Genomic DNA, 19,927 nt, shown 5'->3' with positions numbered 1-19,927 from the left:
TTTTTAAGGAGGAAGAAGGATGAGAATTGATAAAGTGCTGGCCAATCTTGGATACGGCAGCAGGAAAGAGGTAAAAAAGCTGCTTAAGGACGGTTCGGTGACCGTCAATGATGAAAAGATCAAAGATGCCAAGCAGCATGTCGATCCTGAAAAAGATCTGATCCGTATAAACGGAGAAACCGTCGAATACAGGGAATTTATTTATTTGATGATGAACAAGCCGCCGGGCGTCATTTCAGCAACAGAAGATAACAGAGATGAAACGGTCATTGATCTCCTTGAGGCAGAGGATCTGATCTTTGAACCTTTTCCGGTCGGAAGGCTTGATAAGGATACGGAGGGTCTGCTTTTGATTACGAATGATGGCCAGCTGGCCCACCGCCTGCTCTCCCCAAAGAAGCATGTGCCGAAAACGTATTTTGCAGTCATAGACCAGGAAGTGACGGAAGAAGATGTCACTGCCTTCCGCAAAGGAGTCATCCTGGATGACGGCTATGCGACAAAGCCGGGAGAGCTCAATATCCTGAAGTCCGGAGAACGGTCTGATATCGAATTGACGATCACAGAGGGAAAGTTTCACCAAGTCAAAAGAATGTTTGAAGCTGTAGGGAAGAAAGTGGTATATCTGCAGAGGCTTTCGATGGGGCCGCTGCGGCTTGATGAGACGCTCGAGCTTGGTGAGTACAGGGAGCTGACAGAGGAAGAGCTGCAGTCTCTGATGGAATATGAAGTGAAGTAACAAAAAAATCGCCTGATAAGGGCGATTTTTTTGTTTATGGATCCCCCGAGCCCGGGAGACTGTATTTACGATGATAATTTAACTTTTCTTTGCGTCGTCGTCCATTTTCCTCTGCTCGGACTGATGACTAAATCATTATAGGCCAGGACATTCAAATCTCGTTGTATGGTGCGAGGAGTAATACCAAATTCCTCTACAAGCTCCTGAGTTGTTACAGTTCCGCGCTTACAAATAAACATGTAGACGGCTTTAATGCGGTTTAACATCCGGTTAGTCGAAGGTTTCAAAGAACCACTCCCTATCCTTTTTTCAAACCTTTGGCAAATTCCTGCAACCGACAGCTTCGATGAAGAAACATGTCTTCAAGGTATGTAGTTTTCTTTTCCCCAGACAACTCCTTTTCTAATCATTAAAGAATGTTCTAGATGTCATACTTCTACAATAATTGTACTCTTTCTTGCTTGATAATGCTACTTTAATACTTGAATTTACAAAAGATTAACACATTTTGGTTGGAATTGGCTCCATTTCTATACTGGTGCCTGCCTGATCAGAAACTTGCATGATGCCTGGCTCTCTTTACATCTCTATGCATTTAAGTATCTGCATATGTGTTTACCAGCTTTTTTTTAATGGGCCTATTTACCTGTATTCCCAAATGGGGAAATTCATTATAATCAATGAGTAATTTATGCAGATAACTGAAGGGGATGGAATTATTTGAATCATTCGTTGCGTGAACAGCTCGTACACAGAAAAGAAAGTCTCTATTTTGCTTTTGTCATTTTATTCGGCATCCTTACGTATTTGCTATTATCTATAACTATTATTGGCATTATCATGCTGGCCATTTTGCTGACTGCCACCATCATTCTCCACGGGCTGATGATGGCCGGAATCCGCAGGAACGGTGTAAAGCTTGGGAAAAAGCAATTCCCAGAGCTGTATGGAAAGGCGGTTTCAGTGGCCGGGCAGATGGGGCTTGCGAAAGTCCCGGATATTTATATTGTGGAATCCGAAGGGGTTCTCAATGCTTTTGCAGCCAGGTTTTTCAGAAAAAATATGGTGGTGCTGTATTCTGGTATTTTTGAATTGATTGAGCAGAAAGCGGAGAAGGAGGTATTGTTTGTACTGGCACACGAGTTTGCCCATCTGAAACGAAGGCATGTGACAGTCAGCTTCCTCCTGCTGCCTGCTCTGTGGGTGCCATTTTTGGGAAATGCGTATTTAAGAGCTTGCGAGTATACCTGTGACCGCTATGCTGCCTACTATACTGAGTCTTATGAAGCTTCCAGGAATGCGCTGACAATGCTTGCCATCGGGAAAGAATTATATAAGAAGGTCGACCAGGAAACCTATATGGAACAGATCGAGTCGGAGCAGGGCATTTTCATATGGCTGAATGAGAAGCTTTCCACTCATCCGCATCTTCCGAAAAGGCTGCATGCACTGGCACAGTTTTTTGCCCCGGAAACGGCACTGGTGCTTAAAGAGAAGCGAAGTACTGTCTGGATTGGTTCTATCGCAGCTGTGCTCTTTCTGGCCCTTGCCGGAACAGGGCTATGGTTTGGCTTAAAAGGAATCGAAAATCTTGATATGCTCTCAGATATGCCAATTGATGGACCAGTAGAAGAAGTGGAAGGAATTACGCCTCTGATGGAGGCTGCAGAGACAAGTGACCTCGCCTCTATTGAAAACCAGATTGGGAATGGAGCTGACATTAATGCTGCTGACAGTGAAGGCTCAACTGCCCTGCACTGGGCCGTGTACAGCGGACAGGCCGATGCCGCCCGGCTCCTGGCAGAACACGGAGCTGATCCAAATACAGTGGATGCCTATGACACAACGCCTTTAATGAGCGCGGTTTTTGCAGATGATGCCAGTATGGCTGAATTGCTTCTGGAATATGGGGCAGATCCGTTATATACAGATGCAGAGGGCCTTACAGCCTATGATTACGCTCAGGAATACGGAAACCCTGAAGTATTGGAAGTGCTTAAGCCTTATTATGAATAAGAAATGAACGCTGCTGAAGAGTTCAGCAGCGTTTTTTGGTGCTTACCATGAGTTTATCGAGTAAGCGTTGTCTGCCGTCTGAACAAACACCGTGCTATAATATGGAAAAAAACAGCGGGAAAGGGGAGAGAGATATGAAGGTGGGAACGATTAAAGAAATCATCAGGCACCCTGTCAAATCCTTTGGCGGTGAAAGTGTGGCAGAGACGCGGCTGATGTCTTACGGATTATATGGAGACAGGAGCCATGCTTTCCTGGACACGTCGAGGCCCGGGAAATTCCTGACCATTACCCAGGCTCCCGAGATGGCCACATTTTCAGCGCGTTTTGCAGGAAAGGAACAGGATAACATGTTTCCGGCAGTCATCATCAGAATGCCTGACGGAAGTAGCGCCAAATGGGGCGATCCCCGCGTAGCAGGTTATTTAGAAAGCCTCACAGGCAAAAAAACTGAGCAGATTCAATACTCGCCAAAGAGTATACCTTTAGGTCCAATAGAAGAGGAGCATCTGCAGCTCGTTTCCGCCGCTTCATTGAGAAAGCTCGGTGAAATGCGGGGCAGAGAAGTTGATCACCGGCGCTTCCGGGCCAATATTATCCTTGATATTGAAGGATCTGTTCCCTTTGCAGAAGAAAGCTGGTTTGGGAAAAAGCTGATCATCGGCAGCGGAGGATCCGCTATCATGATTAAGCGTCATTGTGAAAGATGCCAGATCATCACAGTCGATCCGGAGGATGCCGGTAAGGATGCCGCCCTTCTGAAAATGGTTGCCAAAGAAAGGAGCAATCATTTCGGCGTCTATGCTTCAGTGGTGCGTACAGGTCCGATCCGAACAGGTGATGCAATCTATCTTGCAGATTGACCAAGGAAACTTTTTCCTTCTCTTCGCCGTATATATATCGGGGGGAAAACAATGAAACTATTAACAGCGCAAATAAAACAGGCGGGATACAGCAAAGAGGCTCCATATCTGCAGGATATTAAATTTGAAGTCCATTCAGGAGAGCTGATCGGCCTGATCGGGGCGAATGGTGCGGGAAAGAGCACTACGATCAAAACGATCCTTGGCCTGATGAATTATACAGAAGGAGAAACCGTTTTTAAAGAGGGGATCAAATATTCTTATGTTCCCGAGCGGCCCATCTTTTATGACGAGCTTACATTATGGGAGCATCTCGACTTCATCGCTGCAGTAGAAGGGCTCAGCGATCAGGAATACAGGAAGCAGGCGGAAGAGCTGCTGGAGCTGTATAAGCTGGCAGACTATGCACATGATTATCCCCATACATATTCAAAAGGGATGCAGCAGAAGGCCATGCTGGTCCTCTCTCTGATCATCAACCCTTCTGTATATATCATTGATGAGCCTTTCATCGGCCTGGATCCGAATGCAACAAGGCTTTTCCTGGAATCAGTCGAAAAGGAGCGCCAAAAGGGTGCAGGCATTTTGATGTCGACCCATGTTCTGGACACTGCCGAAAAGGTTTGCGACAGGTCTATAATCATTAATAAAGGCAGGGTCGCGGCATCAGGGACCATGGATGAAATCAGGCAGCAATGCGGCCTGCCGGGCGGGTCGCTGTTCGATTGCTTCCACATGTATTCAGAGGAGCATGTAAATGACTAGCAGCAGGCTCCTTTTTAAAAGGCTTTCGGCAGAATGGAAATATCAGTACAGCGTCTTCAGATCAATTGCGGACTGGACCATCATCCTTTATCTGGCGGTTCCTGCAGCAGTCATCTCCTTTTTCATATACAGATCCTGGTGGACAGAAATGCCCGGGTGGATTTTAATGGTGCCGGCAGCTTTCCTGTTCCTTCCAGGCTATATTGCCTCATGGGACGGCCATTACCGAACCTTTATCCAGGAGGCAGATAAGGTATTTCTAATTAAAAACCGGAAGCTTTATTTCGGCCTTAAAAAAGGAGCTTTTTTCTATTCTCTTCTGGCTGGAGCATGCCAGGCAGCCTTCATAGCCATTCTGCTGCTTCCCTTTTTAATAGGGCACTACGGCTTTACAATGCTATATGCCGTTTCTTATTTCCTGTTTTTCTTTTCCTGCAGAGTATTTATTATGTGGCTGAAGCAAAATCTGAGGAAGATAGAAGGGAAGCTTTTAAGGATACTATTCAGTCTTGCAAGCTTTGTGCTGTTAAGCTGGATGGTCCAGCTGGTTTTTGCCCTGTGGCTCGGGGGAAATCTGCTGGCCTTTAATATGTCGGCTATTCTGCTGCTTGCCCTGGGAAGCTTCCTATACAATAGGAATCTGTCCAAAACACATACCTTTGATACTGAAGCGGCGTTTGAGAGGGAGGAACGAGTCAAATATACAGGCTTAATTTTCCAGCTTTCCTATGAGGTAGAGATGCCTTCGCCTTCCGCAGTAAGAAAAAAGCCTTTTTTGTTCAGGCAATCAAAAAGGATCTTTAAAAAAAGGACGGTCTCTGCCGGATTTCTGGAAGTTTTCATTAAAGTATTCCTGCGCAACCCGTCTTATTGGGGAAACTATTTAAAAATCATATCACCTGCAGTGGCAGCGATCGTCATCATTCCGCCTATCTGGTTAAAAACACTTATAGCCATCGGCTTCCTCATCATGATGTTTTCCTGGCTGCAGATGGTTTGGGGAAAAATCACGATCTCCCACCCCCTCACAAAAAAATACGGTGAAAGAGATGTGTATTTTTCGGCAAGGACCAAAGCGGTATGGGCTCTCTTTCTTCTGTCCATCATTCTTGTTATACTGGCGGCAGCGGGAGGACTTTGGCTGACAGGCCAGATGCCTGCTGGCAGCCTTTCTCTTTGATTTAAGGTTTTCCATTGAAATGATTTATAATGGAAGAGCGAAATTGGTTTAATTATTCCGGATGCAGCCGGTCTGCTTTTGGAATGTACATAAGGAGGATGTGTATGAAAAACATTGATTGGCAGAAAGAAATAGAAGAACGTGAGCAGGCTTTCCTGGCTGATACCCAGAAGCTTCTGCAAATCAGGAGCATTCTTGATGAAGAGAATGCGACTGAAGATGCCCCTCTGGGAAAAGAAGTCAAAGAAGCACTTGATTTTATGCTGGAGCTGGGCAGCAAGGACGGATTCTCCGTGAAAAACACCGGCAATCTTGCTGGACATATTGAGTTTGGGAGTGGAGAAGAAATCGTCGGGATTCTTTGCCACGTCGATGTTGTTCCTGAAGGTGACGGATGGACAAGCGATCCTTTTGCTGCAGAAATAAGGGATGGAAAGATTTTTGCACGCGGGGCGCTGGATGATAAAGGGCCTACAATGGCCGCTTATTATGCTATGAAAATAGTCAAGGAGCTTGGGCTGCCGCTGAGCAAAAAAGTGCGGATGATCGTCGGGACGGACGAAGAGAGCGACTGGCGCTGTGTGGACCATTATTTCAAGCACGAGCAGATGCCTGATATCGGCTTCGCCCCAGATGCTGATTTTCCGATCATCTATGCAGAAAAAGGAATTTCCGACTTTGACCTTGTTCAGGAAAGCACAGCAGAAAATCAGGATGGCGATGTCAAGGCAGAAGTTGCTTCATTCCAGTCCGGCCGAAGATACAACATGGTCCCTGACTATGCCAAAGCATCCCTGCTCGTCCATCATGAACAGACAGAGGTGCTGCAGCGTTTTGTAGATTTCCAGAAGCAGCATGACCTGAAAGGCAGCTATCATGTGGATAATGGTGAGTTGATTCTTGAGGTTGAAGGGATTTCTGCACATGGAATGGAGCCTGATAACGGGAAGAATGCAGGCTTATATTTAGCTAAATTCCTGTCAGAGCTTTCAATCGATTCAAAGGCAGCCCAATTTTTCAGCTTTGCTGACCGCTATTTCTTCAAGGATTCCCGCGGCAGGCAGCTGGGCGCGGCCTACTCTGACGATATCACAGGCGACCTGACCATCAATCTTGGAAAGATAAGCTATTCACAGGCAGAAGGCGGACGGCTTGGATTGAATCTCCGCTACCCTGTCACCAATGATATGGCTTTAACCAAGGAAACGGTCATGGCTGCTGCTGGAAAAGAAGGGTTCCGCCTCGAAAACTTTACAGATTCCAAGCCCCATCATGTGGATGAGGATACTTTCCTGATCCAGACGCTGAAAAAAGTGTATGAGGAGCAGACTGGAGATGAGGCCAAGCTCATCTCGATCGGGGGAGGAACGTATGCCCGTTCCCTGAAGGCCGGTGTCGCTTTTGGTCCATTATTCCCTGACAGGGAGGACATTGCCCACCAGAAGGATGAATATATGTTTATTGAGGACCTTGTAAAAGCTGCAGCCATCTATGCACAGGCTATTTATGAGCTGGCAAAATAAAAGAAACAGGCTGAATATTGTATAGGGGAGGAACGAAAGTGGAATATGCAATCCTGAATGGGGAATTGATTGAACGCAAAGATGCCAAGGTTGACATTGAAGACAGAGGCTATCAGTTTGGCGATGGTGTCTATGAAGTAATCCGGGTATATAACGGCAAAATGTTTACAGCTGAGGAACACCTGAACAGGCTGTCTGAAAGCTGTGAAAAGATCGGACTGAACCCTGGTTTTACAAAGGAAGAGCTAAAAACGAAACTGGAACAGCTGATCGGGAAGAACAAAATTGGTTTCGGAACAGTCTACCTTCAGTATTCAAGGGGCATTTCGCCAAGGAATCACGCCTTTCCGGGCAGTGAAGTCCCTGCCGCTTTCGTAGCCTATACCCGTGAAGCTGCGCGGCCGGAGGAGAATATGAAATCGGGGATCAAGGCAATACTGACTGAAGATATCCGCTGGCTCCGCTGCGATATTAAAAGCCTTAACCTGCTTGGCAATTTGCTGGCCAAGCAGAAGGCAGCCCAGTCTGGGTGCTTTGAAGCCATCCAGCATCGGGGCCATACAGTGACCGAGGGCAGCTCATCTAATATCTTCATCGTAAGCGGCGATAAACTGGTGACACATCCGGCTGACCATTTCATTCTTAATGGGATATCACGGCAAAAAGTGCTCGAGATTTCCCGTGAGAATGATATTCCGTTTGAGGAAAAAGCATTCACGATTGATGAGCTCCTTGGTGCAGATGAAATCTTCATTTCCAGCACAACAGCTGAAGTGATGCCGGTCATCGGGATTGACGGCAGTCCTGTGAAGAACGGTAAGCCAGGAGAGCTGACGCAGAAGCTGCAAGGCCTATTCCTCGAAAAAATTGAAAAGGAATGCGGAAGCATTCAAACAGGTGCGTTGAACAGCTGAAAAAAACCGGCCAGGCACTCCAGATCAGGAGGCATGGCCGGTTTTTTCATATAAAGCTGTTTCCGTCATTTATACTATCTTACTCAAAACGGAACAGGTCGCTGGAAAGGTATCTTTCTCCTGTATCACACACAATGAAGACGACTGCATCTTCGGGTGTGAGCTTTTTGGCGACTTCGATGGCCGCAAAGCAGGCTGCCCCTGAGGAAGGGCCGACAAGGATGCCTTCCTCCCTGGCGAGCCTCCTTGTTGTGTCATAAGCCTCTTCGTCCTTGATCTGGTGGATTTCATCATAAACATCCTGATTAAGGATTTCAGGGATAAAACCGGGGCTGGTGCCTACAAGCTTATGCTTGCCGGGCTTGCCTCCTGAAAGGACTGGAGAGCCCTTCGGTTCAACAACGTGGACCTCAAGACCCGGATATTTCTCTTTCAGCACCTCTCCGGTTCCGGTGATCGTTCCGCCTGTGCCTGCAGTCGCGACGAAAGCAGACAGGGGCTTTCCAATCTGTTCCATCCCATCAATAATTTCAAGTGCGGTTGATTTTCTGTGGGCATCGGGATTTGCTTCATTATCAAACTGCATCGGGACAAAGCTGTCCGGGATTTCCTCTGCAAGCTCCAGCGCTTTTTTGATTGATCCGGGCATCTTTTCATCACCTGGTGTGAGGACCACTTCCGCCCCATACGCTTTCAGCAGATTGATCCGTTCAAGTGTCATTGTGTCAGGCATAACAAGAATGGCCTTATAGCCGCGTGCAGCAGCATTCATCGCAAGGCCGATCCCGGTATTCCCGCTTGTAGGCTCAATGATGGTTGACCCTTTTTTCAACCTTCCTTCTTCCTCTGCTTTAATGATCATATTAAAAGCTGCCCGATCTTTGACGCTTTTGCTCGGGTTGTAAAATTCGAGCTTTGCATAAATGGCTGCTCCATTCTCTGGGGCCAGCCTGTTCAGCTTCACGAGCGGCGTGTCGCCAATCAAGTCAGACAGGTTGTCTACAACCTTCATAAAACTCTTCCTTTCTAAAAATAATAATAAAGCTATTTTGCATTCCTTCAGCAAATCTCATGCAAAAGGAGGGAAAACTAAATGATTTTCATTTAATGCTCTGCTCCATAATCATACCTAAAAGGTGGGAAGGCTATCAAATCTTAAGGATTTTCCGGCAGCTTTTTGTTCCCGGCTGTGCAAATTTTGTTAAAATAAATAGAAATGTCGTGGAAAGGGCGTTTTATTGATGCAAACACATTATTTTTTTGCTGTGCGGCTTCCTGACGATGCCAAAGAAAAGCTGAAGCTGAAATGCGAAGCGGCAGCAGGAATGCTTGAATTTCAAAAATGGGTCCATTATCAGGATTATCATATTACGCTGGCCTTTCTGGGAAATGCAGGGAAGGATCAGCTGCAGCATGCAGCCAGGCTTGTCAGGAAGGCACTTGAGGAAGAGGAAGCTTTCAGCCTATCCACCTCAAGGTTTGGCGTCTTCGGAAAGCCGGATCAGCCCAGGATCTTTTGGTCGGACACAGCAGCCCAGCCCAGGCTTGCCGAGGTAAGGAAGAAAGTTTTTGATGCCTGTAAGGAAGCAGGCTTTCAGCTGGAGACCCGGCCATTTAAGCCGCATATCACTCTGGCAAGGAAGTGGGCAGGCAGCAGCCCTTTTGAGCCGGACCTTTTGGGAAATGAATCTGTTTTAACAGAGACAATCTCATTTCCTGCCGCAGAAGTGGTTTTATATCAGACGCATATGGATAGAAGTCCTAAATACGAAGCAATCGAGGTTTATACACTGAAATAAAATACAAGGAAACAAGGAAGGCAGAGGGAATGGGACAGTTAATAAAGCTACAGGATTATATTTCACGCTATGAACAGGATATCTTTTTATATCCTTCCAGATATGTCCGACTGAAGAAGCAGCGGTGGGCACAGCTTTTGGACGCATGGGAAAATAACGATGGTCGGTTTTTCGGCCCTGAACCGGGACAAGCAGAGGATGATTGGAAGCTGGAAGAGAAACAGCCCCTGTCAGAGAGGATTAAGGGAATATTCAGCCTGAAGAGGAAGTCAGAGGACGCTGAGCCGGTTCCTGAAAAGGCAGTGGAAGAGAAGCTCGATTTTGATCCGCAGTTTGCCTCAAGGCCGGATACGGCAGATGAATTGAAGCAGCAATTCCTGGATCAGCTTTTTAGATTTCAAATGAAGTGGGCGAGCTCGACCATCATGGAAAAATCATTTGTTCAGAGATCCTTTTTCTATGACCCCGAGCTCCGCTTCCTCCTTCAGCGTTTTCCGGACACCTATCTGCTTCTTTATAAGCCGGTATTCCGTTTGAAAAAAGCGCCTGTAGAGGCAGAATCGGTCTTTATTACCCCGACTGGGGCCTATTGCCTTTCCTTTATGGAAGAAGATGAGCAGGCTGTTTTCATCGGTTCCAAGGAGCATTTCTGGTTAAAAAGGACAGGGAAGGAAGAAAAGAAAATACTTAATCCGCTCATCGCCCTGGACCGGACAGAAAAAATTGTAAAGAGCATTTTTCAAATGTATGAAATCGATTTCCCGGTACATAAAGTATTAGTAAGCCGGAAAGGCTATTTTGATTATCCGAATGTACCATATGGGGTGGAGCTGATTGAGAAGCGCGGATTCGAGGAGTGGTTTGAAGCTATGAGGAAAAACACGTCCCCCATCAAGCATATCCAGCTTAAAAGCGCGCAGATCCTCCTGCAATATTGCCAGACAACCTGTGTGAAACGCCCGGAATGGGGAGAAGTTGAATAAGGCACATGATCTTAAATACATGCCTGGGCAATTATCAAAAGGTCTTGTAGTAATTCATCCTGATTTTGGGCTCGTTCGTGTGAATAGCTGTTAAGACACCCTTTAAAAAATGCCCTGGGCAAGGTTTGGGGCAGCCTGTATTACAGGTAATAAGGAAGTACTCGGAGGAAAGCCGAGAATAGAAGCGGAGTGAGACGATGATCACAGTGGAACGGATGTACCATGCATACCTTGATGAATTGAATATCATTGCCATCCTGCTTCCCCGTTCTTATTACAATGGCAGCTGTTCTGAATTTGCTCTTTCAGGCCAGGAAGGGAAGAAGGAGCTCTTTATTAAAGAACAGCAGGAACTGGAAGAGGAGATTAAATATATTTGCACCTTCGAAGGTGATTTGGATCTCGGAACAACCTGCTGGATCCATGATGAACATGGGGGGAAGACAGACCTTCAGATTGGATCTGTCATCCGGACAGAGGCATTTGATGAAAAATATTATTATAGCGGGAGCCTGGGGTGCTTTTATACAGAAGAACAGACAGTGTTCAAGCTATGGGCCCCTACCGCCACTCAAGCCAGGCTGTCGTTAGAAGAGCCAGGGAAGGGTATCACGGAATATGCAATGGAAAGAGGAGATTACGGTGTCTGGTCCTATTGTGCCGAGGGAGATCTTGAACTTCATGCCTATTCTTACAAGGTATGCATCGATCTTGAGTGGCGGGAGGCTGCAGACCCATATGCTGCCGCGCTTACAGCCAATGGGGAGAAAGCCGTCGTTGCCAGCCCCGGGAAAATAAAGATGCCTGAGCTTGAGCTTCCGGAGCTGGAACATGATACAGATGCGGTTATATACGAAACCCATATCAGGGACTTTACCATCCATCCCGGGAGCGGCGCGGATAAAAAAGGCACATACCGCGGTGCGGCAGAGCTGGGTACAAAGGGGCCGGAGGGCTGTTCGACCGGCCTTTCCTACGTAAAGGAGCTGGGGGCGACCCATATCGAGTTCCTCCCCTTCCACGACTTTGCGGGGGTGGATGAGCTCGGGGGAAAATCAGATTATAACTGGGGCTATAACCCGCTCCACTTCAACGCACCTGATGGCAGCTACTCCGAGGATCCTTCAGACCCGTATTTGCGGATCCTTGAGCTGAAGGATTTGATTTCAGCTGTCCATTCCCAGGGCCTGCGGGTCATAATGGACGCTGTGTACAACCATGTCTATATAAGGGAATCATCCGATTTTGAAAAGCTTGTACCAGGCTATTACTTCCGGCACGATGAGTTCGGGATGCCATCAAATGGAACCGGGGTAGGCAATGACTTTGCCTCTGAGAGGAAGATGGCAGGGAAGTTCATCGTCGATTCCGTGAAGTTCTGGCTGCATGAATATAAAATTGACGGGCTGCGCTTTGATCTGATGGGAATCCTGGATGTCGGGACGATGCAGGAGGTCAGGAAAGCTGCAGATGAAGCCGGCAGGCATATTCTCATCATTGGGGAGGGGTGGGACCTTAACACTCCTCTCCCGCAGGAACAAAAGGCCAATCTGCGCAACCAGGGCAAGCTCGAGAGGATCGGCCAGTTCAATGACTGGTTCAGGGATTCTATTAAGGGAAGTACATTCAATATTTATGATAAAGGATATGCACTGGGAAATGCACATTACCGCGAGGATGCGAAACAGGTTCTTGCCGGAAGCATCGGAATGGGGAAAAAGGCTAAGCCTCTCTTCCGTTCTCCGGGGCAGTCTGTGAACTATGCCGAATCGCATGATAACCATACACTATGGGATAAGCTTGGCGCATGTTTCCCTGAAGAGAGAGAGGAATTCAAGGAGAAGCACCACCGGCTTGCGACGGCAATGGTCATCCTTGCACAGGGAATTCCTTTCCTTCACAGCGGACAGGAGTTCTTCAGGACAAAAAATGGGGACGGCAACAGCTATCGGTCCCCAAATGAGGTCAACTGGCTTGATTGGGAGCGCCGGCTTCACTATCAGGATAATGTGGACTATATAAAAGGGCTGATTAGCATAAGGAAGAACATCAAAGCTTTCCGTTTTCACAGCACAGACCTGATCAGGAGGCATATGCAGTTCATCCAGGCAGAAGAGCCGATGATTGCATTCGAGCTGCAGGATATCAGGGAATTCGGGGGCTATGATTCCATCAGGGTATGTTTCAATCCTTCCCGGGAAGAGCGGAAGTTCCCTGCTGATGGAGAATGGGAAGTTTTGGCGGACGGAGACAGGGCGGGTGCAGAACCGGTAAATACTGTGAATTCGGGCGCTGCAATAATTGCCCCATGCAGCCTGCTGATCCTTGCCAGAAGGTGAAAGAAGCTGCCCTTTTGCCCGCCCGAAGCTGAATCGGGATCAAACCATAAAAATTGAAAAAGAAATCATTATAATAAAATACTGTTTTTATCTCTGATTGACTTGACTAGAAAACACGCTAAGAGATAAAATTTATAAGATAGCTATTGCAGGACATTTGCTTCAATAGCTTTTTTTTTATTTTACTTTGCTTTTCTATACAATAGTCCTTTAATCAATTAGCGGCGGAATGGACAGGAGCGGGCTTTGCTTTCTTTGCAGTTCCGCATATATAGATAGGAGACTGTAAAAGGCCTGGCTGAGATGCGGGCCTTGCACTTTCCTTACTCGCATTTAATTTGCAGAAAAACATTGTAGGTGAACAATTTTGGAACATTTATTCGGACAAGATTGGGAGATAGTTCCTGCCGGAGGAGCGACAGGTGAAGCGTTTTTTGCCCAGCATGAAGAGCAGCAATTATTCTTGAAGCGGAATTCATCGCCTTTTCTCGCTGTTTTGTCAGCAGAAGGAATTGTTCCAAAGCTTGTGTGGACAAAAAGGCTTGAAAATGGGGACGTCATAACAGCCCAGCAATGGCTTGCCGGAAGGGAATTGAAGCCGGGGGATATGGAAGATGAGCGGGTAGCCAGGCTTCTCAAGAAAATCCATGACTCCAGGCCGCTCCTTGGGATGCTTAGCAGGCTGGGAAAATCTCCCCTGAAGCCAGAGGCAATACTGAACGCGGTCACAGAAGAGCTGGATGAAGAAATCCGCAGACTGGATGCTGTCAGGAAAGCCCTCGGGTTCCTTGAAAAGGAGAAGGGGAATATCTTCTGTGAAGATATGGTCGTCTGCCACTGCGATGTCAATCATAACAACTGGCTGCTCACAGAGAACGACCAGCTGTATCTGATTGATTGGGATGGGGCAATGATTGCCGACCCTGCCATTGATCTCGGGATGCTCTTATACTGGTACATCCCCCGTGATAAATGGCATTCCTGGCTGAAGCGGTATGGAATGGAATTAACATCCTCCCTTGCCCTTCGCATGAAATGGTATGTGGCTGCCCAGACTTTGACATCGATTCAATGGCATAAAAGCAAGGGGAGATATGAAGAAATGGATAAGTGGATCCAGTTCATCAAGGAGCTTGACCTAGGCTAGGAAAGCTGGTCAATGCTCTCTACCCACTGGGAGAGCTCCTGCTGGTGCAGCTCTATATGGCCGTCGAGATTGGAAGAGCCGGCGCCGTTTTGGCTGTAGCTGTAAATCTGCTCCAGTACTGTCCTTACCTCCTGGCCGATATTTGCATTGACCATGAGGGATTTTACCAAGCGCTCCAATTGTTCACACTCTGAAACCGACCCGCAGCAGTCTGTCTGATGGCTGCTTAATATATCCCTCAGCAGGGTTAGTTGATCTGTATGGCACAGCGGCATATGATTCAGCATCCTTTCTATTTGTACATGAATGGGATTGAGGCACCAACAAAAAAAGGAATTCACATTTATCATGTGAATTCCTTTTTTTTATTATTCATCAGCTTATCTTTTATAGATGGTTGACAGGCTTTCCGATATAAAGGCTCTGTCTCTTTGATCTGACTTTCTGAGTCCATTTTCTGTTCCTAAGCTTCTCATACGGATAGACAGTCACACTGTAGCCAAGGAACATGATGCCTATAACTAAAAGGACGGCCATTTCCAATCCTGTCTCAATCAATTTTCCCATGTATATTTCCAGCTCCTTTTGATGCCTGAAGGAAAAGCATTTCAGGCTCGGGTTTTTCCGTTCGAGTACACTCTTAAAACCTTAACAAAACATCATATAAATGAAAAACGCGGTTTCGATTGATATACAGGAGATATTTCCGGTAACATAAGATGAACGCGCTTTAACAGACAGTGCCCTTACATATGCGGCCGGATGCTCCCCGATCCTTCCTGAACGAGGGTTGCATCGATAGGGAAGGCATGGTATTGTTTGAACGATATTATTATTTAGGGGTGTCCTCATGAGACAAAGAAACAAGCCTTGGGCTAAAGATAAATTAATGCAGCATCCGCAGTATGTCATCCTGGAGCCGATTCAGCATAAAGGAAAATGGGCTGAAGTATTTGAAGAAGACCAGCCGCTCCATATAGAAATTGGAACAGGGAAAGGCCGATTCATCACAGGGATGGCAAAGGCCAATCCCCATATCAACTATATCGGCATAGAATTGGCAGAAAGCGTCATCGTGACTGCCCTTGATAAGCTTATTGAAGAAGAGCTTCCAAACCTTAAGCTGATGAATGCCAATGCCAAGAACCTGGCTGAGTATTTCGATAAAGGGGACGTAGACAGGGTTTACCTTAATTTCTCAGACCCTTGGCCAAAGACCCGTCATGAAAAAAGAAGGCTCACTTTCAAAAGTTTCCTTGATGTCTACAAAAGCATCCTTGTCGATAAAGGAGAAATCCATTTCAAGACTGACAACCAGGGGCTGTTCGAATATTCACTTACAAGCTTCTCCGAATACGGACTCCTCCTCACTTACGTCAGCCTCGACCTTCACAACAGCGACTATGAAGGCAATATCATGACCGAATACGAAGAAAAATTCTCCGGCAGAGGCAGCAGAATCTACCGCTCTGAAGTGAGATATCAATAAAATTGCATAAAGCTGCTCGTGAGCGGCATTGGTATAGAAAAAAGGAGTACGGACATTTCGTACTCCTTCTTTGGTTATGTTTTTTAGGATTTACTGTGAAAGGCCACAACAATTGTTCATTTGTTTAGCTTTTTAAATGGGCTGTTAATTTCCGTTCCAGGCACTTCGCTTTCCGCGGGGCGACGCTGAGCCTCCTCTTCGCTACGCTCATGCGGGGTCTCAGCCTTGCCGCTACTTCCCGCAGGAGTCTGCGTGCCTTCCACTCCAATTAACAGGTTCAATAACCTTGTGAATGCAACTAAGTTTTTTAAAGATAAAACCAAAAATCTTCCTAATTTCAATACATTTCAATAATTCTGTTGTATCTTATTTTATGCTGAGCAAATATTCCACCAACTCCCCTCTTAATGATAAACTAACAAGTATACATACAATCTGCTGAAAAAGGGAGTGTCCAAATGGAAACCTTAAAATTAAAAACAGTCAAGCTCACGTGGCTCAACGGCGGGGTCACACATCTGGATGGCGGCGCCATGTTCGGCGTTGTCCCAAAAGCTCTGTGGGAAAAGAAATATCCCTGCAATGAAAATAACCAGATCGAGCTTAGAACAGATCCAATCCTTGTGGAAGCTAACGGGAAAAAGATGCTCATAGAAACAGGCATTGGCTCAGGCAAGCTTAACGAAAAGCAAAAGCGGAACTACGGAGTGACAGAAGAATCCAGTCTTGAAAAATCCCTCGGAGAGCTTAGCCTCAGCCCGGAGGATATCGACTATGTACTGATGACCCATCTGCATTTCGACCATGCATGCGGCCTTACCAGACTTGAAGGAGAAGAATTTGTTTCAGTGTTCACCAATGCAAAAATCATTGTATCGGAAACCGAGTGGGAAGAGATGCGCAATCCGAACATCCGGTCCAGGAATACATACTGGAAAGAAAATTGGAGCGGGATAGAGGACCAGGTGATCACATTCAAAGATGAATGGAGCTTCGGTCCAGTGAGAATGGTCCACACAGGCGGTCACAGTGATGGACATGCCATTATTCTCATCGAGGAAGAAGGGGAAACAATCGTTCATATGGCAGACATCATGCCGACACATGCCCACCAGAATGTTCTATGGGTTCTTGCCTTTGACGATTATCCGATGGATTCAATCGCTGCGAAGCAGAAATGGCTTGAGTACGGAATCAGCAGGGATGCATGGTTTACGTTTTACCATGATGCCTATTTCCGGGCGGTGAAATGGGACGGGGATAAACAGCTGAAGGAAGAGCTGAAACGCACCAGATAAAGGCAAGCTAAAGGCCGGATAAAAGAATCCGGCCTTTAGCTTGCAATCTTTAAGACAGCGGATAGGCATCCAAAATCGTTCCGGTGCGGCTGTCTGCGACAAACTCGTATTGAGATACCTCTCCATCAGCTGTCCTTGAAATGCCGCCTTTATAGACATTATAGCTAAGCCCATGCTTCTCATAAGGTTCAGGCTGCATATGTATCCATGATCCGCTGATCGGGCCATTTTTCTTGAAAGCGGCTTTAGCCTGGTCAAGTGCTTTCTCTGGAGAAACCGCGGTTTTATCTGCCATTAATTCCTTCACAGCCAAGCCGCCTGCTGCTCCGACTCCAACACCAAGCAAAAATGATTTCCAGTTCATGATCTGCCCCTCCGTCTTTTTCCATCATTGTTGTTCTTTATTCCATTCTACCAAATGTAACCGGATATATTAAAGGAATTCACATAAAGTGAAAGAACATGGAACCATATCTGGGGGACGGCTAGGAGGAAAAGGTGGTAAGAGGTAAGAAAGTTCTGTAAAATAACTGTATACATAATAATGATATAAATCCCATTAAAGGAGCAGGTACAATGAACAATAAAACATTGCAGCTTTTTAAAACACTGACAGAATTGCCGGGAGCGCCGGGGAATGAACATTTAGTCCGCAAGTTTATGCGAGAGCAGCTTGGCCAGTATTCTGATGAAGTGGTCCAGGACAAGCTTGGGGGAGTATTTGGAGTAAAAAGGGGAGATGAGGAAGGCCCGACTGTGATGGTAGCAGGCCATATGGATGAGGTTGGCTTCATGGTTACCTCCATCACCGATAACGGCATGATCCGCTTCCAGACCCTTGGCGGCTGGTGGAGCCAGGTCCTGCTTGCCCAGAGGGTGCAGATCATGACCAATAATGGCCCGGTCACAGGCGTCATCGGTTCCATCCCTCCGCACCTGCTGGATGAAGCCAAGCGCAGCAAGCCAATGGATATTAAAAATATGCTGATTGACATCGGTGCAGATGACCGTGCGGATGCAGAGAAGATCGGCATTAAGCCCGGACAGCAGATCATCCCTATCTGTCCGTTTACGCTAATGGCAAATGAAAAGAAAATCATGGCGAAAGCCTGGGATAACCGTTATGGATGCGGGCTTGCGGTTGAACTTCTGGAAGAAGTGAAAGACGAAAAGCTGCCGAACATCCTTTATTCCGGAGCGACAGTCCAGGAAGAAGTCGGGCTGAGAGGTGCGCAGACAGCCGCCAATATGATCAAGCCTGATATTTTCTTTGCATTGGATGCAAGCCCTGCGAATGACATGACAGGCGACAAAAGGGAATTCGGCCAGCTTGGGAAAGGTGCGCTGCTTCGCATTCTGGACCGCTCCATGGTTACGCACCGCGGCATGAGGGAATTCGTGCTGGATACAGCTGAGAAGAATAATGTGCCTTACCAGTATTTTGTTTCCCAGGGCGGAACAGATGCAGGGCGTGTCCACACTTCAAATGAAGGAGTCCCAAGTGCGGTAGTCGGCATTTGCTCCCGTTATATTCATACTCACGCTTCCATTATCCATGTGGATGATTATGCGGCAGCAAAAGAGCTTCTGGTCAAGCTTGTTAAATCCTGCGACAAAGCCACTGTCGCATCCATCCGCGAGAACGCGTAAAAACAACAGCCCGGAGGCAGCAGCAGTGCTGCCTCTTTTCAATGGGTCAAAATGGGGCAATATAGATTGCAGCAATGAAAAAGGAGAACAGCTTTATGAAAATTATAATAGGTTCTAAAAATCCGGCGAAAATAGGTGCTGTGGAAGCCATTTTCAATGAAAGCGGCTTTAAAGTCGATTCTGTGGATGTACCTTCCGGTGTGAGTGACCAGCCTTTTACAGATGATGAAACGATTAAAGGGGCTGTACAAAGAGCGGAGCTTGCACTGAAAGAAGGAGATGGCGATATAGGAATCGGTCTGGAAGGAGGGGTTCAGAACACAGCTGCAGGTTTGTTTCTCTGCAATTGGGGGGCGCTTGCGCAAAAAGGCAAAGAAACAATTGTCGCTGGAGGGGCCAGAATTCCCCTTCCGCAGGAAATTGCCGAAGAGCTGCTCGCAGGCCGAGAGCTTGGGCCTGTCATGGATGAATATGCCCAAAAAGAAAACATCCGGAAAAAAGAAGGCGCCATCGGTGTGTTCACAAATGGCAGGGTCGACAGGGCCGAAATGTTCGCGCATGTTGTCAGGCTGCTCGCCGGGCAGCTGGAGTACCGGAACAGAAATAGGGAGAGGCGTTGACGCCTCTCCCCAGCTTGTATTAAGCAAGCCGCTTCCGCATTTCAGTTTTCTTCAAAGACATATGAAAGAATTTTGATTGCCTGATTAACGGTTTCGACTGTTGCGTTTGCTTTTTGTGAGAGTTCTTTAAGCGGGTGGTGCAGTTTTTCAGGCCTGATCAGGATCAGCGGCTTTTTCAGTGCAAGGGCAGTGCTGGCATCCATGCTCGTGTTCCATTGCTTATACTGCTCGCCGAACAGCGCAATGACCAGGTCGGATTTTTCCATCAGCAGCTGGGTCCGCAGATTGTTGATGCTTGAAGAAGCCTGGTCGAGGTAAACAGGGCCCGGCTGTTCCCCAAGTATTTCTTCCCCAATCTTATCAGAGCGCTCGTGGTTTTCCATCGGTCCGACAAAATGGACCGGAAGCTGAAGGGCTTTTGCTTTTTCCTTCAGCTCTCCCCTCCAGTCTGTATGAATCTCGCCTGCCAGATAAACTGTCAATTCCATCATACTTCCTCCTCTTTGGTAGATATCTTACATTTTACCACTTCTGTTAATAACAAACCGTCCGCAGGCCTGAAAAACCGGCAGGAGGGGTTGTCAGATAATTAAAAAGACGGT

General features: G+C 46.9%; 21 protein-coding genes. 15 read left to right on the top strand and 6 right to left on the bottom strand.

Translation table 11 applies throughout. The annotated features are described in order from the left end of the window. Positions 1-19 precede the first annotated feature (19 nt). Positions 20-739 carry a pseudouridine synthase gene (locus tag CYJ37_RS15805; RefSeq protein ID WP_009795248.1) on the top strand — a complete coding sequence of 240 codons (720 nt, stop codon included), beginning with the start codon at positions 20-22 and terminating at the stop codon, positions 737-739. A gap of 65 nt (positions 740-804) precedes the next feature. Here the strand turns inward: CYJ37_RS15805 and CYJ37_RS15800 are convergent, their stop codons facing one another. After that, entirely contained in the window at positions 805-1,026 is a 222-nt protein-coding gene (locus CYJ37_RS15800; RefSeq protein WP_009795247.1) for a DeoR family transcriptional regulator, read from the bottom strand. A gap of 433 nt (positions 1,027-1,459) precedes the next feature. Between CYJ37_RS15800 and CYJ37_RS15795 the strand changes: the two genes are divergently transcribed. The 6 genes from CYJ37_RS15795 to dat all read left to right on the top strand — a co-directional run bounded on the left by CYJ37_RS15795 (position 1,460) and on the right by dat (position 8,000). Next, positions 1,460-2,755, top strand: a complete 1,296-nt coding sequence (locus CYJ37_RS15795) for a M48 family metallopeptidase (protein ID WP_224952402.1) — start codon at positions 1,460-1,462, stop codon at positions 2,753-2,755. A 134-nt stretch (positions 2,756-2,889) separates the two neighbouring features. Further along, positions 2,890-3,618 (top strand): MOSC domain-containing protein, encoded by a 729-nt coding sequence (locus CYJ37_RS15790; RefSeq protein ID WP_022544293.1) that lies wholly within the window; start codon positions 2,890-2,892, stop codon positions 3,616-3,618. A gap of 51 nt (positions 3,619-3,669) precedes the next feature. Then, the gene (locus CYJ37_RS15785; RefSeq protein ID WP_101550554.1) at positions 3,670-4,383 is read left to right on the top strand and encodes an ABC transporter ATP-binding protein; all 714 of its coding nucleotides are present in this window, start codon (positions 3,670-3,672) and stop codon (positions 4,381-4,383) included. Then, positions 4,376-5,563: an ABC transporter permease gene (locus CYJ37_RS15780; RefSeq protein WP_101550553.1), complete on the top strand. Its 1,188-nt coding sequence runs from the start codon at positions 4,376-4,378 to the stop codon at positions 5,561-5,563. Before CYJ37_RS15785 ends, CYJ37_RS15780 begins: the two co-directional genes overlap by 8 nt. A gap of 104 nt (positions 5,564-5,667) precedes the next feature. After that, the gene (gene pepV, locus CYJ37_RS15775; RefSeq protein ID WP_009795242.1) at positions 5,668-7,086 is read left to right on the top strand and encodes a dipeptidase PepV; all 1,419 of its coding nucleotides are present in this window, start codon (positions 5,668-5,670) and stop codon (positions 7,084-7,086) included. A gap of 38 nt (positions 7,087-7,124) precedes the next feature. Further along, entirely contained in the window at positions 7,125-8,000 is an 876-nt protein-coding gene (gene dat / locus CYJ37_RS15770; RefSeq protein WP_101550551.1) for a D-amino-acid transaminase, read from the top strand. Between the two features lie 79 nt (positions 8,001-8,079). Here the strand turns inward: dat and cysK are convergent, their stop codons facing one another. Then, on the bottom strand, positions 8,080-9,012 hold the full coding sequence (cysK, locus tag CYJ37_RS15765) for a cysteine synthase A (RefSeq protein WP_009795240.1): 933 nt from the start codon (positions 9,010-9,012) through the stop codon (positions 8,080-8,082). Between the two features lie 229 nt (positions 9,013-9,241). Between cysK and thpR the strand changes: the two genes are divergently transcribed. From thpR to CYJ37_RS15745, 4 genes are all read left to right on the top strand, one after another. Continuing rightward, complete coding sequence (thpR, locus tag CYJ37_RS15760; RefSeq protein ID WP_009795238.1) at positions 9,242-9,799, top strand: RNA 2',3'-cyclic phosphodiesterase; 558 nt, start codon at positions 9,242-9,244, stop codon at positions 9,797-9,799. A gap of 29 nt (positions 9,800-9,828) precedes the next feature. After that, positions 9,829-10,782 carry an NERD domain-containing protein gene (locus tag CYJ37_RS15755; RefSeq protein WP_009795237.1) on the top strand — a complete coding sequence of 318 codons (954 nt, stop codon included), beginning with the start codon at positions 9,829-9,831 and terminating at the stop codon, positions 10,780-10,782. Between the two features lie 197 nt (positions 10,783-10,979). Beyond that, complete coding sequence (pulA, locus tag CYJ37_RS15750; protein WP_009795236.1) at positions 10,980-13,121, top strand: type I pullulanase; 2,142 nt, start codon at positions 10,980-10,982, stop codon at positions 13,119-13,121. 367 nt (positions 13,122-13,488) lie between these two features. Then, positions 13,489-14,268 (top strand): phosphotransferase family protein, encoded by a 780-nt coding sequence (locus CYJ37_RS15745; protein WP_009795234.1) that lies wholly within the window; start codon positions 13,489-13,491, stop codon positions 14,266-14,268. Here the strand turns inward: CYJ37_RS15745 and CYJ37_RS15740 are convergent. Both CYJ37_RS15740 and CYJ37_RS15735 read right to left on the bottom strand, forming a co-directional pair. Further along, positions 14,265-14,543, bottom strand: coding sequence for a YtzH-like family protein (locus CYJ37_RS15740; RefSeq protein WP_009795233.1), 279 nt, complete (start codon positions 14,541-14,543; stop codon positions 14,265-14,267). The genes CYJ37_RS15745 and CYJ37_RS15740 overlap by 4 nt on opposite strands. Before the next feature lie 112 nt (positions 14,544-14,655). Then, entirely contained in the window at positions 14,656-14,835 is a 180-nt protein-coding gene (locus CYJ37_RS15735; protein WP_009795231.1) for a hypothetical protein, read from the bottom strand. Between the two features lie 283 nt (positions 14,836-15,118). Between CYJ37_RS15735 and trmB the strand changes: the two genes are divergently transcribed. Both trmB and CYJ37_RS15720 read left to right on the top strand, forming a co-directional pair. Continuing rightward, positions 15,119-15,757 (top strand): tRNA (guanosine(46)-N7)-methyltransferase TrmB, encoded by a 639-nt coding sequence (trmB, locus tag CYJ37_RS15730; RefSeq protein WP_022544290.1) that lies wholly within the window; start codon positions 15,119-15,121, stop codon positions 15,755-15,757. A gap of 458 nt (positions 15,758-16,215) precedes the next feature. Beyond that, positions 16,216-17,055: a YtnP family quorum-quenching lactonase gene (locus CYJ37_RS15720; protein ID WP_022544289.1), complete on the top strand. Its 840-nt coding sequence runs from the start codon at positions 16,216-16,218 to the stop codon at positions 17,053-17,055. Positions 17,056-17,104: 49 nt separating this feature from the next. On the opposite strand, the gene CYJ37_RS15715 is transcribed toward CYJ37_RS15720, so the two are convergent. Beyond that, complete coding sequence (locus CYJ37_RS15715; RefSeq protein ID WP_009795384.1) at positions 17,105-17,419, bottom strand: PepSY domain-containing protein; 315 nt, start codon at positions 17,417-17,419, stop codon at positions 17,105-17,107. A gap of 212 nt (positions 17,420-17,631) precedes the next feature. Between CYJ37_RS15715 and CYJ37_RS15710 the strand changes: the two genes are divergently transcribed. After that, positions 17,632-18,705 carry a M42 family metallopeptidase gene (locus tag CYJ37_RS15710; protein WP_101550549.1) on the top strand — a complete coding sequence of 358 codons (1,074 nt, stop codon included), beginning with the start codon at positions 17,632-17,634 and terminating at the stop codon, positions 18,703-18,705. Positions 18,706-18,800: 95 nt separating this feature from the next. Next, entirely contained in the window at positions 18,801-19,325 is a 525-nt protein-coding gene (locus CYJ37_RS15705) for a DUF84 family protein (protein WP_094766873.1), read from the top strand. Positions 19,326-19,366: 41 nt separating this feature from the next. Here the strand turns inward: CYJ37_RS15705 and CYJ37_RS15700 are convergent, their stop codons facing one another. After that, complete coding sequence (locus CYJ37_RS15700) at positions 19,367-19,813, bottom strand: YtoQ family protein (RefSeq protein WP_009795381.1); 447 nt, start codon at positions 19,811-19,813, stop codon at positions 19,367-19,369. Between the last annotated feature and the right edge of the window lie 114 nt (positions 19,814-19,927).

The organism is Bacillus sp. UMB0728 (genome assembly GCF_002858875.1).
In the GTDB taxonomy this organism is placed as follows: domain Bacteria; phylum Bacillota; class Bacilli; order Bacillales; family Cytobacillaceae; genus Bacillus_AB; species Bacillus_AB infantis.
This window is presented reverse-complemented; position numbering and strand designations above follow the sequence as displayed.

Bases quoted from the DNA above. Each gene is read 5' to 3' on its own strand.
- CYJ37_RS15805 (WP_009795248.1), top strand. From the start codon at position 20: ATGAGAATTGATAAAGTGCTGGCCAATCTTGGATACGGCAGCAGGAAA.
- CYJ37_RS15790 (WP_022544293.1), top strand. From the start codon at position 2,890: ATGAAGGTGGGAACGATTAAAGAAATCATCAGGCACCCTGTCAAATCC.
- CYJ37_RS15785 (WP_101550554.1), top strand. From the start codon at position 3,670: ATGAAACTATTAACAGCGCAAATAAAACAGGCGGGATACAGCAAAGAG.
- CYJ37_RS15780 (WP_101550553.1), top strand. From the start codon at position 4,376: ATGACTAGCAGCAGGCTCCTTTTTAAAAGGCTTTCGGCAGAATGGAAA.
- pepV (WP_009795242.1), top strand. From the start codon at position 5,668: ATGAAAAACATTGATTGGCAGAAAGAAATAGAAGAACGTGAGCAGGCT.
- cysK (WP_009795240.1), bottom strand. From the start codon at position 9,012: ATGAAGGTTGTAGACAACCTGTCTGACTTGATTGGCGACACGCCGCTC.
- thpR (WP_009795238.1), top strand. From the start codon at position 9,242: ATGCAAACACATTATTTTTTTGCTGTGCGGCTTCCTGACGATGCCAAA.
- CYJ37_RS15755 (WP_009795237.1), top strand. From the start codon at position 9,829: ATGGGACAGTTAATAAAGCTACAGGATTATATTTCACGCTATGAACAG.
- pulA (WP_009795236.1), top strand. From the start codon at position 10,980: ATGATCACAGTGGAACGGATGTACCATGCATACCTTGATGAATTGAAT.
- CYJ37_RS15740 (WP_009795233.1), bottom strand. From the start codon at position 14,543: ATGCCGCTGTGCCATACAGATCAACTAACCCTGCTGAGGGATATATTA.
- CYJ37_RS15735 (WP_009795231.1), bottom strand. From the start codon at position 14,835: ATGGGAAAATTGATTGAGACAGGATTGGAAATGGCCGTCCTTTTAGTT.
- trmB (WP_022544290.1), top strand. From the start codon at position 15,119: ATGAGACAAAGAAACAAGCCTTGGGCTAAAGATAAATTAATGCAGCAT.
- CYJ37_RS15720 (WP_022544289.1), top strand. From the start codon at position 16,216: ATGGAAACCTTAAAATTAAAAACAGTCAAGCTCACGTGGCTCAACGGC.
- CYJ37_RS15715 (WP_009795384.1), bottom strand. From the start codon at position 17,419: ATGAACTGGAAATCATTTTTGCTTGGTGTTGGAGTCGGAGCAGCAGGC.
- CYJ37_RS15710 (WP_101550549.1), top strand. From the start codon at position 17,632: ATGAACAATAAAACATTGCAGCTTTTTAAAACACTGACAGAATTGCCG.
- CYJ37_RS15705 (WP_094766873.1), top strand. From the start codon at position 18,801: ATGAAAATTATAATAGGTTCTAAAAATCCGGCGAAAATAGGTGCTGTG.
- CYJ37_RS15700 (WP_009795381.1), bottom strand. From the start codon at position 19,813: ATGGAATTGACAGTTTATCTGGCAGGCGAGATTCATACAGACTGGAGG.